Origin of the sequence: Rossellomorea aquimaris (assembly GCF_003315075.1) — a bacterium.
In the GTDB taxonomy this organism is placed as follows: domain Bacteria; phylum Bacillota; class Bacilli; order Bacillales; family Bacillaceae_B; genus Rossellomorea; species Rossellomorea aquimaris_C.
Genome location: NZ_QNRJ01000002.1, coordinates 396,231 through 410,087, shown reverse-complemented (window position 1 = coordinate 410,087; position 13,857 = coordinate 396,231). Strand labels below are relative to the sequence as shown.

Sequence of the window (13,857 nt, the reverse complement as noted above, 5' to 3'; positions counted from 1 at the left end):
GACCAAAGCCCTTCCGCTTTTCTTGATGTCCAGCTACAGGGCTTAGAGGCTCGAGGTCATAAGATGAGCATACCAAAAAGGCAAAGAGCGCCTTTCCGGTATGCTCATCTTATGCTTGTCGCCTCTGGTCAAAGCCCTTCCGCTTTTCTTGATGTCCAGCTACAGGGCTTAGAGGCTCGAGGTCATAAGATGAGCATACCAAAAAGGCAAAGAGCGCCTTTCCGGTATGCTCATCTTATGCTTGTCGCCTCTGACCAAAGCCCTTCCGCTTTTCTTGTATAGCCTTTTCCTATTGGGACAAATTATTCTTAAGGACATTTTGTAAGGAGGGGCTATGATGAGTATATATATGATCGTGCTTGCCCTGCTTGTTATAGGGATAGCAGGTTATTCGTTGGTGTATACCTTTAAACTGGCTGGACAGGAAAAGCGGCTGAAGGGTGAATATGACACAGATATACCGGATGTTGTGAAGGAGCATCCTTATATTCGAAATCCTATTTTCTTGTCTATCTTAATTGCCACCATTCTCATTACACTGTTTATTATATATTGGTCCGTTCGCTATTTATCTTAATCAAAAGGGTGCCGCATGAAACCATGCGGCACCTCTTTTTTTGGTTAAAAGTACCATTTATTTTTGTGTTTGACTGTCACCAATAGGGGGAAATTTACAACCAAACCAAAATATATGTCAGTCTTTGTTAGGATTTAACGAACAAATGATAACCAATCGACAATTTTCCATTGCTACAATAATTTCAACAAGTTTATTAAGGGAGGGAAAGCAAATGGAAATGAAAAAATTATGGCTATTATTACTTATTGTAGGGCTCGTTACTGCGGCATGCGGACAGGTCAGTCAAACCCAGGCATCAGAATTTACTGAAGACAACGCATTGTCTCTTGTGGAAGATGCCTTTCGTACCCAAGTATCACTAAGTGAAAAACCACAATCGAAGAAACAGATTAATGACAAGCTGTCACAGTATTTCACAAAGGATCTAACAGCCAGTTTCATAAAGGAAAATGTATATGAAGTTGAAGGCGGTTATATAACATTTGGATCGGACTTCGCACCACACTATGTTCCATTCTTTAAGTATGATGAGTCTACTAACGTACAATACATAGATGGGAATTGGTACGTATGGGAAGAACGAACAGCTGACGAAGAAGGCCCTGTGTCCCAGGTTTCAGGTATAGAAGCTGTCGTATTAAGTGAAGAAGAAGGTACTTGGAAGATTTCATCCATTACTTACGAGTTACCAGAGGATATTCAATCCGAATAATACAAGAAAAGTTGGCCGTGAAAAGGAAATCGGCCAACTTTTTTTGTTGAATAACTTACTGTTTATTTGTTTAATGCTTCCGTTAGGGCTTCTAGGTTGAAGCCTGAAATCACTACAGAGTCCACTGTGATTGTCGGAGTGGAATATGACTTCAGCTCTTTTACCAGGTAATCTCTTGCTTGTTCATCTTCTTTGATATTGATTTCTTTGTATTCAACATTGTGTTCCTTCAAATACATTTTGACCACTTCACAGGGTGGGCATTCTGGTTGAGTGTATAAGGTGACTTTTTTCATGATGGTTTTTCTCCTTTGCTTTGCCTTAGGAAATAATCTACGATTCCCATTGCAGAAACGTTCGTATCCAGAGTTAATAATTTGAAAATCGGGTCGTCAGGATCAACGCCCTTTTGGACCATTTTACTCTTTGTGAGTTCAAAAAGTACAGCGGATATCGATTTTACGTTCTCTTCCACTGTACTTTCGGAAGAGAACTGTTCCTCACTTTTTTCCATGAAAAGATCTAGCCATCTTTCAACTTCCCCTAATGCAAATGATACTTCTTCAGTGACACCGTAGTGCCCAAAATACAAGCGATCGAGCTCTAGATCCCTATACATGCGTATGGAATCCTTCATGTTTTCAGGGCTGAATTGATTGGGAGAAGTAGAAGGGATATAGAAGTGCTTTGACCCCACCGTATACTGGATTCCGCATGTGTCCCCGGTGAACATCCCCTTTGATACAGGATCAAAGATACTTAAATGGTGATTCGCATGACCAGGGGTGTGGTAAAACGTTAATGTACAGTTTTCGCTCAGAGTCAGTTTTTCTTCATGCTCCATCACAATCATCCGGTCATCCGGAATTGGTACGATCGGGTGGAAAAGATCATCGAATTTCTCTCCATATACCGCCCTTGCTCCTCGGATCAAGCGTGTGGGGTCTGAAAGGTGACGACGTCCTTTCCGGTGAACGATGACCTTTGCATTGGGGCATTCCTTCAGGAGAAGACCGGCACCCCCTGCATGATCAAGATGTATATGAGTTAAAATTATGTATTGAATATCTTTAAGATTAATGTTTAACTTAGAGAGACCTTTTTTTAGATGAGGTATAGAAGGACTGGCAGATGTTTCGATTATGGTAAGGGACTCTTCGTTTATAATATAACTTCCTGTACGTTCCTGTAGTGATAAATCCATTAGATCGACTAACGATATTCGCGAATCTATACGGTAAATACTCATCAGATCCATCCTTTCGGGGAGAATATATTTCTACCCTTTCATTATAAAGGAATTTAAGTAGAAAAAGGACAAAACATTAGATTTTACAGGATAGAATCTGGTACAATGCAAAAGCTATGACCAAGAATTAGAACAGGAAAGGAGAGACCAGTTATGTCTCAGCTTCTTGGAATTATACAAAGATTAAAATCATTACAAGAACAAGGTGAACAAGGGGAAACTCAACAACGATTCTTCGAATACAATGGAAAGAAAATTTGTGAGGTAAAGTATTTACCAAAACAAGATACATTCGAAATTGAAGTCATGAATGAAAAAGGAAACAGTTTTCCTTTTGATAACATAGACATTACAGCGATTGAAATTTTTGAACTTCTACAAGAAGCTCAACAAGATTAATGTACAAAAAAGGTAACCATTCGGTTATCTTTTTTAGTCTTTAAACCAATCGTCAAAACATACATTTTTCTTCCAATATGTTAAGATGGATAGTGTCTGCTTATTTTGTTTAAGATTGGCACGCAAATTCTTATTTATTAAAAATGAGGGGTTATACATGATTTCATTGAGTAGCAAGGAGTTATTAGAAACGAATATTAAAGATTTCATTATTCCTTCTGAGAAGGTGGCTCATGTTCAAGTGGGGAATTCCTTGGAGCATGCGTTACTATTACTCACTAAGAGTGGTTACTCAGCCATCCCTGTGCTTGATCCGACATTTCGATTTCAGGGCTTAATCAGTTCCAGTTTAATCACAGATTCCATTCTTGGTCTTGAACGCTTTGAGTTTGAACAACTTGAAGCAAAGAAGGTAGAGGAAGTCATGACAACTGAATTTCCCAGCGTCTCCTTAGAATCTGATTTTAAGAAAGCACTTGAGCTTTTAGTGGACCATCCATTCTTATGTGTGGTTTCTGATGATGGATACTTTGAAGGGATCATGACAAGGAGAGTTGTATTAAAGCAACTTCAACGACAACTGTTTAAAAGGGATTGAACCCCACATGACAGTTACATAACGGTAAGATCATATAGGATGGCAAATTTGTCATCCTCTTTATTTTGTTTATTGAAGACGATTCAAAGGAGAACAAGATGAACAGTTTAGAATTGGGTTCAATCAAAAGGACGAAAAAACCGCTTGTATTGATAGCTGTGATGCTGGCTATGTTCATGGGGGCCATTGAAGCAACAATCGTCTCCACCGCCATGCCTGCCATCGTTGGTGATCTTGGTGGCTTCTCTCTGTATAGTTGGGTATTTTCCGCTTATCTATTAATGAATGCCATCACCGTCCTTATCTACGGAAAACTATCTGATCTATTTGGCAGGAAGCCGATTATCACAATCGGGATCGTGATTTTTCTCATTGGGTCCGCTTTATGCGGATTTGCCCAAACAATGGAGCAATTGATTTTATTCCGATTCATCCAGGGGCTTGGTGCGGGAGCGGTATTACCTATGGCCACTACTATTGTGGGAGATATTTATTCAAAGGAAGAACGTGCCAAAATACAGGGATATTTATCAAGTGTATGGGGAATTTCCGCCATTAGCGGACCTCTCGTCGGAGGCTTGTTGGTTGAATATGCGAGTTGGAGGTACGTGTTTTGGGTCAACATCCCTCTGGGCTTACTATCGATTGTGGTTCTATGGCTGTACTTACACGAGAATATTGAAAAGAAAAAACCGGTTATCGACTATGGTGGTGCATTTCTATTAGTCGTAACCCTCTCGTCTTTAATGTATTTACTGGTGGAAGGAGGGGTAAGCCTGCCTTGGGACTCATGGCAGGCGATGTTTCTGATCAACCTGATTATCTTGGGGTTTGCTGCGTTTATTTACCACGAACGACGAACGGCTCAACCAATGATGCCTTTTGATCTATGGAAGATTCGCTCGATTTTGGTCGCCAATATCGTATCACTAACAACAGGGGTTATGTTAATCGGCATCTCGAGTTTCCTCCCTGCCTTTGTACAAGGTGTCATGGAGCGGAGTGCAACGGTCGCCGGGTTTACATTGACGGCCATGTCTATAGGCTGGCCGATATCGGCTACAATCGCCGGCCGCTTATTATTAAAGATCGGATACTTTAAAACCTCCTTGATGGGGGGAATATCCCTTATTGCAGGTGGAACTATCTTTGTCTTGATGGATCCCTCATACGGTCCATTATGGGCAGCGATCGGATCGTTCTTTGTAGGGGTAGGGATGGGACTTAGCTCTACATCCTTTATCGTTTCCATTCAGTCTTCTGTCGAGTGGCAGGTCAGAGGGATTGCGACAGCCACCAATATGTTCATGAGGAATTTAGGTACGACGATAGGGGCTGCGTTATTGGGAGGAATCTTGAACAGCCGCCTGCAGAGACACTTAGAAGAGAGCGGTAATGATTATTCCATCAATGATGTGAATATGCTCTTGAATGAACAAGAGAGGGAGCAATTGTCTTCCGATATACTCGAGTTGTTACAAAATGCACTTACAGGTTCCTTGCAATCTGTATATCTAGTCGTTTTACTTTTCGCCCTGTTTAGCTTTATCGGCATCTTATTTCTACCCAGGGACCAATTTCTAAAGAAATAGATTCTTCCCCAGCTGTAATATTAGAATGAGCGTGAGTACGTTTAATAAAATTTGTACATGTTTCGTAGAAAGCTTAGCTGCTACCCTTACTGCCACTTGAGCCCCGATTAGTGCACCGAGTGCAAAAGGGATGGCAGCTCCCCATTCTACGTGGCCATTGTGAAAATAGACTGTAAATGCTCCCAAGCAGCTTACAAAAGTCTGAAAGCGGGTGAGGGCTACCGATTTTAAATATGAAAGCCCACGTAACAGATGAGTGTACATGAGCATGGTTGCCTGCCCTGGCCCGAACAATCCGTCATATGTACTGATTAAGTACAAAAATCCATAAACCCGAAATGGCTTCCGGTTCACCTTCTTTGGCTTGAATCCTTTTATGATACTTAGTAAAAGGGCGAATAAAAGAAAGAAAAAGGCCATCCATTCGAGTAAAGCAGGAGAAATTCTATCCGAGAAAAATGCCCCTGTCAACCCGCCTGCAAGGGCAATAGGAAGAATAGGTAAACATTCTTTCCACGTAACTTTTCGATCCTTTATTAAATAAACAAAGCTTGAAAAAGAACTCATGATATTTGAGAATTTGGCCGTGGCAATGGCTGTATGAATCGGTAAACCAAGTAAAAGCATCACCGGCATACCAATCAATCCCCCGCTTCCTGCCAACGTTCCAATGAGTGCTACCACCAATCCAGTGAAAAAGAGAATCACTTCCATTTTCAGGCACCTCCCTTTGTTTCTACTATCAGTCTATTCCATTCTTGATAATAATGAAATTTTATATTAATTAAGATATAATATAAGAAAAACTTATGAAGGTGAAAATGATGGCGTTCTCAGAATATCAATTACTGCACGTACTGGCTCAGGAAATGAACATGCGTAAAGCAGCAGAGCGGCTGTTTGTATCACAGCCGGCACTGTCACAAAGACTCCAGACGATTGAAAAGGATTGGGGTACCAGATTATTCCTTCGCTCTCAAAAAGGTCTGGCCTTAACCCCGGCCGGAGAACTTGTGGTGAAGTTGGCTGAAGAAATGCTGCTGAAGGAAGAAAGTGTGAAGGAAAGAATCCAAGCATTGGAGTTCGAGGTTCATGGAACCTTGAAGATCGCGTGTGCCTCGATTGTAGGTCAGAATTGGCTTCCTAAAGTACTTAAAAGGTTCGTGGAAACCTATCCGCATGCCAAGATCTCGTTAATGACAGGGTGGAGCAGTGAAATTCTTAAAGCGATTTATGAAAATGAAGTGCATATCGGGATCATTCGGGGTACTCCCGATTGGAAGGGCCCCAAACACCATCTCTTTCAAGATACACTGTACTTAGTCGATAGAGAAATTCAATCGATTGAAGAAGTCATGAAAACGGATCGACCGTTTATCCAATTTAAAAGTGACTCCAATTATTACCAGGAAATTCAGGACTGGTGGCATCGGCAATTTCAGACAACCCCAAAGCGAACGATCGTTGTTGATCAAATTGAAACATGTAAGCAGATGACATTAAACGGAATCGGCTACGCCATTTTACCCGCAATCACGTTAGACGGGATGGAAGAAGACATTTATAAAGTACCTTTAATCGATGAACATGATTCGTTGATACACAGGGACACATGGTTACTAGGGTATGAATCCGCATTCCAATTAAGACAAGTGGAAGCATTTGTTGAAGTTGTAAACGAATTCATTCATGAAAACTCATAGGATTCGCGTTTTTGGCTTGTCTTCCACTCTTTAATTTGATAAAGTAATTCAAGAAACGAATTCTGAATTTATACATAATTACGGAGGGTATTCTTATGAAAATGATGGACGCAAACGAAATTATTTCTTTTATTCAAAATAGTACCAAATCAACCCCTGTGAAGGTCTATGTGAAAGGTGACATAGAGGCAATCGACTTTGGTTCATCTTCCCAAACCTTCCTTCAAGGGAATTCCGGTGTCGTATTCGGGGAGTGGAGCGAGCTTTCTACTATTCTTGAAGAAAATAAAGATAAAATCGAAGACTACGTATTAGAAAATGATCGCCGAAATTCTGCGATTCCTCTTCTTGACCTAAAAGGGGTTAAAGCGCGTATTGAGCCTGGTGCCATCATTCGCGATCAAGTAGAAATCGGTGACAATGCGGTGATTATGATGGGTGCAATGATCAATATCGGTTCTGTAGTAGGTGCGGGAACGATGATTGATATGAATGTCGTTCTTGGTGGCCGTGCTACAGTAGGGAAGAATTGTCATATCGGAGCGGGTGCAGTTCTTGCCGGGGTCATTGAACCACCATCGGCAAAACCCGTCGTCATCCAAGACGATGTAGTCATCGGTGCCAATGCCGTTGTCCTTGAAGGTGTAACAGTCGGAAAAGGAGCTGTCGTTGCAGCTGGAGCCATTGTCGTGGATGATGTAGCTCCATACACGGTTGTGGCCGGTACACCCGCGAAGAAATTAAAAGACATTGATGAAAAGACAAAATCAAAGACTGAAATAAAACAAGAATTACGTCAACTGTAATCATTTCAACAATAGCATCATCAAGGAGAGAACGGACGGCTGGCGTCTGTTCTTTTCTTGTAATGTCTCATTTTCACTATCTATCCATCTATTATTCATGTAAGGAGGGTACCCATGTCTACAGTAGACTTTAAGTCGATTAGGAGAGATCTCCATCAAATCCCTGAACTTGGGTTTCAAGAGTTTAAAACACACCAATACCTATTGAATTATGTTTCAAGCCTGCCTGCTGACCGATTAGAGATTAAGCCTTGGAGAACAGGGCTCTTCGTTAAGGTTCATGGCACGGATCCAACAAGGATGATCGGCTACCGCGGGGACATTGATGGCCTGCCGATCACGGAAGAAACGGGATTGGATTTTCCTTCATCACATGAAGGGAGGATGCATGCCTGCGGCCATGATTTTCATATGGCAATTGAGCTCGGTGTATTAACCCATTTCGTTCACCACCCGATAGAAGATGATCTTCTGTTCATCTTTCAACCGGCAGAGGAGGGACCTGGTGGAGCGAAGCCCATGCTTGAAAGTGAGATCATGAAGGAATGGATGCCCGACGTGATCTTCGCACTTCACATTGCACCGGAATATGAAGTAGGTACGGTTGCTGTTAAAGAGGGGCTGCTTTTTGCCAATACGTCTGAGTTATTTATTGACTTTAAAGGAAAAGGAGGCCATGCTGCTTATCCTCACCATACGAAGGATATGATTGTCGTGGCATCTTCTTTTGTTACACAAATGCAGTCGATCGTCTCAAGGAATGTCGATCCATTAGACAGTGCGGTCATCACTGTCGGCAAAATGGAAAGTGGGACGGTGCAGAATATCATCGCTGAAACAGCAAGATTGGAAGGTACCATCCGTACCCTTTCATCCGAGTCGATGGAAAATGTAAAAAAACGGTTGGAAGCGTTAATCGAAGGTATGAAAATCAGTTATGATTGTGATATTGAAGTGGATTATGGCAGCATGTATCGTCAGGTCTACAATGATCCGGAATGGACAAATGATTTCATTTCTTTCCTCCAAAAAACGAATCGGAACCTCGTAATCTGTAAAGAAGCTATGACGGGTGAAGACTTTGGTTATATGCTTGAGGAAATACCAGGCTTTATGTTTTGGCTTGGGGTGAATTCTCCATTTGGACTGCACCATTCTAAATTAAACCCTGATGAGAAAGCGATAGACTTTGCCATCTCCCTTCTCTCAGAATATATTGGCGGATTAAAATAATGAGTAAAAATCACGGAACGATATCTACACATATCGTTCCGTGATTTTTTTGTTCATTTAAAAGTCTCTTTTCGCAAGGCTCTATTCGTAAAGTTTGCTGCTATTGTAGAGGAGACAGTAATAGTTGATTTCCGCTCCAGGATGCTCGCTTTCCGCGGGGCTGGCGGTGAGCCTCCTCGGCTGCGCCTCCGGGGTCTCACCTGTCCAGCTATTCCCGCAGGAGTCGAGCATCCTTCCGCTCCAATCAACTTTCTAAGCTTGAATCCTTAAAGGAAAACAATTAAAACAAGAATTTTAGCAAACAATCTCAAGTAACATACGGATTACTTCTCACTTTACAAGAGGTTTTTTATCGTGTGAGCATTATGAGTTTCTATAGAACTTTCATTTCCTCCTTTTTAGATAGTTTGTTTTTCGATACTTACAGGCAGTAAAAAAGTAATAGCACAGAGTGGATTGTAGCGGAAGGCACTTGACTCCTGCGGGAGATAGAGGAAAAGTCGAGACCCCGCAGGGCAAAGCCCGAGGAGGCTCGACTTCCTCCCCGCGGAAAGGAAGTGCCTGGAGCGGAAAGGAACGGACCGTGTTTCACATTACCACTCATAGTAACTATGTTTACGAAAAGAGCTATTTAAAAAGAAATTAACATAAATTTCTAAAATGGTCTTGCTAAGAGTTGAGAATGGTGTAAAATTACACTTAAGGTAGATGGAGAATGAGGAAAAAGATAAAAATAATAGAAACTTTTCCCATAATAATTTCGTCTATCTTGTAGAGAGAAAGAAAGAGGGGAATGCATGTGAAAAGATGGAGGAAAGCAATATTTGCGATGACATTAGGGTTCTTGATGTTTATTTTCATGGAAGATACATCACTCGCACAAGCGCAAATTAAAATTTCAGTGGAAGAAGGAATCGATGGGAAAGTGAAGGAGGGAAGAGGCTTCCCCCTTAAGGTAACCGTTGAAAATACAGGTTCTGATTTCAAGGGAGATCTATTGTTTGACTATGCTCCTTCCTATCAGACTGGAGGGGCAAGAGCGTTATCCATTGATGTGCCAGCAAATTCAAAACGTACATACACTTTATCCATCCCGGGATTCAATGATGAAATCAGGCATAACTCCAATCAGGAAACCATTCATTTGTTCCAAGGATCATGGGAGAAAGGGAAAGAGATAAAATTCAAAGGAGATAAACGATTAACTCCGAATTTCATCTATAGCAATTATACGACCATCGGTTTATTGAGTGAAAACCCTGACCGTTTGAAGGGGATTAAAGGGACAAACATGGGAGGGAATCGGGTAGAGGCTCTAACGCTCACAAAGGAAAATTTGCCTGAAGAGAAGAGCGGATTTCAAATGCTTGATTATCTTATCATTGACCAATTTAACATCTCAGAACTTAGCAAGGATCAACAAAGGGCGTTGAAAAGCTGGGTTGAAACAGGTGGGGTTTTATTTATAGGGGGAGCTCCTCATTTAGAGGATACTCTTGGGTCTGTAGCAAATATGCCTCCTCTTACTTTCAAGGGAGAATCGACACTCTCCGACACTTCCACCTTTAATGTGAAGAAGAATATTAAGGCTTCCTTTAACTCATTACCAATCTTTAAAGGTACCGTTAAACCAGAATCGGATGTTCTGGTTGAGCAAGACGGGATCCCGTTGGTTGTGAAAAGTTCTGAAGGCTTAGGAGAAGTATGGCAGACGGCATTCTCACTGGGTGACCCTGCATTGAATGCATGGGATAGCTATGACGAATGGTTTTCGAATGTCCTTTCTAAAACAGAGCCATACTTCCTGCTTGGACAGTCCAACGGAGATCAAAGTTTCCTGGAGAGAATTTATTATGAAGTAGCTGACAGTAATGAGCTCTTTCCGACTACCAATTTTAAAGTAAGTACACTCGTCATCATTCTCATCATTTACTTGATTGTCCTTGTACCTCTGCTTTATTTCTTATTAAGAAAAGTGGATAAGCGTGAACAAGCATGGTGGATCATTCCTGCCATCTCGGTCCTCGTTTCCTCAGGGATCTTTATCACCGGAGCTAAAGATAGAATCTCGAAGCCTCATTTGAATCAAATGAGTATCTTAAAAGTCGAGGAAGATAAGAGCGTACATGGAATTTCAGCTTTTAGCGCATTATCAAACTCAGGCGGAGACTATGCTTTTGTTTCAAATAAGCATCATTTAGATATCACACCTGCAAGAGTCAGGAATAGTGCGGGGGGAGTAAATCAGTATAAGTTTGCAGTTGAAGAGATGACAAAGGATAATCGATCCATTACATTTCGGGATGTAGAATACTGGTCCACGAGGACTTTACTCGGTTCAAGCGAAAAGGAAGAAGTAGGAAGGTTTATACCGGAATTAGTGTTAGAGGACCAAACCTTATCCGGTACGATTCAAAATGATTTTCCATATGATTTTACAGATGTATATATTTGGTCGGGTTCCAGAATGTATCGTTTGGGGGATATGAAAGCCGGGGATACTCTCAAAGTTGATAAAAAGCTTTCAACGAATTATTTATCTTCTCCTATTGGTGTGACCCCCAAAATGTCATCGCCATTACAGAATCAGCAAAATATTAAGCAGCAAAAGAAAGAACGTTTGGAAAGTTTCGCATCTCAAATGATTTCTGCGGATAAAGAAAATAACTCCCCGGTCATTTTTGGGTATACAGATGCGGAGATATTCAATATGAAGATTAAAAACAAAGAATCCAAGTCTGAAAATTTCTCATTACTCTATCAACACTTTCCTTCCCTGGGAAACTATAAGGGTGCTTTTACACTTAGAAATGAACAACTTGATCTGGATGTGTTGCCTGTTAAGGGACAGGTGATAGAGCATTACTCACATAATGGTGCAGATGAGATGGGACTCGAAGACGGGACATATAAGCTATCCATTCACCTCCCTAATCAAATGGATTTATCGAAGGTTACTCTTCACTCATTAAATATGACTCTTCATACAGGAGGGGTGCTTCAGTTTTCTCTGGTCGATCCACAAACAGATGAACGGCTGGTGCTTTCTGAATCATCCACGAACTCAATCGAAGTAAAAGATAATTTGAACAAATATATGAATGACAATGGGGAAATCGTGTTCGAGTTTGAAAAACGATCTCAAGGGGATCCGTTTGTTCGTCTTCCTAACATTGTGTTGAAAGGAGAGGTTCAACCATGATCGAGATTCAAAACTTATCTAAACGCTATGGGTCGTTCCTGGCCCTCGATGATCTGAACTTATCCATTGAAAAGGGGACCGTATTCGGTATTGTTGGTCAAAATGGAGCAGGGAAATCTACGACTTTTTCCATTTTGGCTACTCTCTTAGCTCCTACTGCAGGAACGGCTACCGTGAACGGATTCAATATAAGTAAAGATCCAAAATTGGTCAGAAGGCAAATCGGCTATATGCCTGATTTCTTTGGAGTGTATGATCAATTAAAAGCTGACGAGTATCTGGACTTTTATGGTGCAAGCTATAAAATTCCCGCAGAGCAAAGAAAGAAGCTCATTCCCCAGCTGTTGGAACTGGTGAATCTATCTCATAAAAAAGATTCCTATGTCGACCTTTTATCCAGAGGGATGAAGCAGCGTCTTTGTTTAGCAAGGTGCCTCATACATGATCCGGAAGTGCTGATTCTCGATGAACCGGCATCAGGGCTTGATCCGAGGGCCAGGATCGAAATGAGGGAAATTCTTAAAGAATTAAAGAAAATGGGAAAAACGATTTTAATTTCCTCTCATATCCTGCCGGAGCTTGCGGAAATGTGTGATGAAATTGGCGTGATTGATAATGGGAAACTCGTAGCTCATGGCTCTGTTCAGGATATACAATTTCAACTGCAGGCAGATAAACTGATTGTCGTGAGGGTAAGGGGGATGGTGGAGAGTGCTGTGGCATTCTTTGAAGACGACCCCTTTGTTTCAAAGGTCGAAGTAGACGAGGAGAATAGAACATTTCAATTCCTTTATAAAGGAGAAGAAACGGAGCAAATAGAGCTATTGAAAAAAGCTGTTTTAAACGACATCCAGATTGTGAGTTTCAAAGAGACTGAAACGAATTTGGAAGATGTCTTTATGGAAATCACGAAAGGAGTGACACTTTCATGAAGCAGTTACTCATCAATCCCATGTTAAATAAAGAATTTAAACTTCGCTTTCGTTCCTTTAAAGCATTTATCGGGATGTTATGCTACTTAATCGCCGTAGGAATTGTCGTGATCGGCTTCATCTATATGCAGACGAGGTTTTCTAATACTGGTTACTTTCGCCCTGAAGAAAGCCGGGTGATGTTTATGATTCTCTCATTCTTACAGCTTGCTCTCGTGTTATTTATTACACCCGGGTTAACAGGCGGTGTCATCAGCGGGGAAAGAGAGAAGCAAACATTAAGCATGTTGTTGACGACGGAGCAAAGCTCAATGAGTATTATCCTGAGTAAGCTGGTATCGTCCGTTTCTTATTTGTTATTACTCGTTGTCTCAAGTTTGCCTCTATACAGCTTTGTGTTCTTGTTCGGGGGAGTTTCCCCAACGGATTTACTTTTTGTGTTCGTATACAGTTTGTTCCTGGTTTTTGCATTTGGTTCTGTCGGAGTTTTATATTCAACCATTATTCGAAAGACGATCGTGTCGATGGTCACAACCTATGCAACGGTTCTGTTTCTTGCAGGGGGGACGTTATTCCTCTTTATGCTATCAATGGCAATCGGAAACGGTCCTTACCAGAATCAGACCAATCCTGCACCGTATCTAATCGCCATGTTTAATCCCGGGATCGTCATGATGGGGCATTTTGAACCCATGGCGATTGAAGAAATATACACCCGAAGCGGAATTACGTTTCCTCTATGGATTTCATTCCTGATCATATACACTGTTCTTGCAGTGATTTCCTTGTCCCTCAGTATCATGAAGCTAAGACCAAGCATGAAGGTGAAGAGCGCTAAATAAAGGGTGAGA

General features: G+C 41.4%; 14 protein-coding genes. 11 read left to right on the top strand and 3 right to left on the bottom strand.

The genetic code is table 11. The features are described from left to right. Positions 1-337: 337 nt before the first annotated feature. Complete coding sequence (locus DET59_RS04480; protein WP_258549563.1) at positions 338-577, top strand: hypothetical protein; 240 nt, start codon at positions 338-340, stop codon at positions 575-577. 214 nt (positions 578-791) lie between these two features. Next, the gene (locus DET59_RS04475) at positions 792-1,292 is read left to right on the top strand and encodes a DUF3993 domain-containing protein (protein ID WP_181778045.1); all 501 of its coding nucleotides are present in this window, start codon (positions 792-794) and stop codon (positions 1,290-1,292) included. A 62-nt stretch (positions 1,293-1,354) separates the two neighbouring features. Here the strand turns inward: DET59_RS04475 and DET59_RS04470 are convergent, their stop codons facing one another. Then, positions 1,355-1,588, bottom strand: a complete 234-nt coding sequence (locus DET59_RS04470) for a glutaredoxin family protein (RefSeq protein WP_113968399.1) — start codon at positions 1,586-1,588, stop codon at positions 1,355-1,357. Continuing rightward, the gene (locus DET59_RS04465; protein WP_113968398.1) at positions 1,585-2,541 is read right to left on the bottom strand and encodes an MBL fold metallo-hydrolase; all 957 of its coding nucleotides are present in this window, start codon (positions 2,539-2,541) and stop codon (positions 1,585-1,587) included. Before DET59_RS04465 ends, DET59_RS04470 begins: the two co-directional genes overlap by 4 nt. A gap of 153 nt (positions 2,542-2,694) precedes the next feature. Here DET59_RS04465 and DET59_RS04460 point away from each other — a divergent pair, with 153 nt between their 5' ends. The 3 genes from DET59_RS04460 (at position 2,695) to DET59_RS04450 (ending at position 5,130) form a co-directional block, all read left to right on the top strand. Further along, positions 2,695-2,940 (top strand): YkuJ family protein, encoded by a 246-nt coding sequence (locus DET59_RS04460; protein WP_034756109.1) that lies wholly within the window; start codon positions 2,695-2,697, stop codon positions 2,938-2,940. 157 nt (positions 2,941-3,097) lie between these two features. Beyond that, complete coding sequence (gene cbpB / locus DET59_RS04455; RefSeq protein WP_113968397.1) at positions 3,098-3,538, top strand: cyclic-di-AMP-binding protein CbpB; 441 nt, start codon at positions 3,098-3,100, stop codon at positions 3,536-3,538. A 98-nt stretch (positions 3,539-3,636) separates the two neighbouring features. Further along, the gene (locus DET59_RS04450; protein ID WP_113968396.1) at positions 3,637-5,130 is read left to right on the top strand and encodes an MDR family MFS transporter; all 1,494 of its coding nucleotides are present in this window, start codon (positions 3,637-3,639) and stop codon (positions 5,128-5,130) included. Here DET59_RS04450 and DET59_RS04445 read toward each other — a convergent pair. After that, on the bottom strand, positions 5,119-5,844 hold the full coding sequence (locus DET59_RS04445) for a sulfite exporter TauE/SafE family protein (RefSeq protein WP_113968395.1): 726 nt from the start codon (positions 5,842-5,844) through the stop codon (positions 5,119-5,121). The two genes, DET59_RS04450 and DET59_RS04445, sit on opposite strands and share 12 nt — an antisense overlap. Before the next feature lie 110 nt (positions 5,845-5,954). Here DET59_RS04445 and DET59_RS04440 point away from each other — a divergent pair, with 110 nt between their 5' ends. The 6 genes from DET59_RS04440 (at position 5,955) to DET59_RS04415 (ending at position 13,848) form a co-directional block, all read left to right on the top strand. After that, complete coding sequence (locus DET59_RS04440) at positions 5,955-6,833, top strand: LysR family transcriptional regulator (protein ID WP_113968394.1); 879 nt, start codon at positions 5,955-5,957, stop codon at positions 6,831-6,833. Positions 6,834-6,928: 95 nt separating this feature from the next. Beyond that, a complete protein-coding gene (gene dapD, locus DET59_RS04435) occupies positions 6,929-7,639 on the top strand; it encodes a 2,3,4,5-tetrahydropyridine-2,6-dicarboxylate N-acetyltransferase (RefSeq protein WP_113968393.1) in 711 nt (236 codons plus the stop codon). Between the two features lie 114 nt (positions 7,640-7,753). Continuing rightward, positions 7,754-8,872 carry an N-acetyldiaminopimelate deacetylase gene (locus DET59_RS04430; RefSeq protein ID WP_113968392.1) on the top strand — a complete coding sequence of 373 codons (1,119 nt, stop codon included), beginning with the start codon at positions 7,754-7,756 and terminating at the stop codon, positions 8,870-8,872. Between the two features lie 799 nt (positions 8,873-9,671). Then, a complete protein-coding gene (locus DET59_RS04425) occupies positions 9,672-12,074 on the top strand; it encodes a hypothetical protein (RefSeq protein WP_113968391.1) in 2,403 nt (800 codons plus the stop codon). After that, positions 12,071-13,006, top strand: coding sequence for an ABC transporter ATP-binding protein (locus DET59_RS04420; protein ID WP_113968390.1), 936 nt, complete (start codon positions 12,071-12,073; stop codon positions 13,004-13,006). Before DET59_RS04425 ends, DET59_RS04420 begins: the two co-directional genes overlap by 4 nt. Beyond that, positions 13,003-13,848: an ABC transporter permease gene (locus tag DET59_RS04415; protein ID WP_113968389.1), complete on the top strand. Its 846-nt coding sequence runs from the start codon at positions 13,003-13,005 to the stop codon at positions 13,846-13,848. Before DET59_RS04420 ends, DET59_RS04415 begins: the two co-directional genes overlap by 4 nt. The last annotated feature ends 9 nt before the right edge of the window (positions 13,849-13,857 follow it).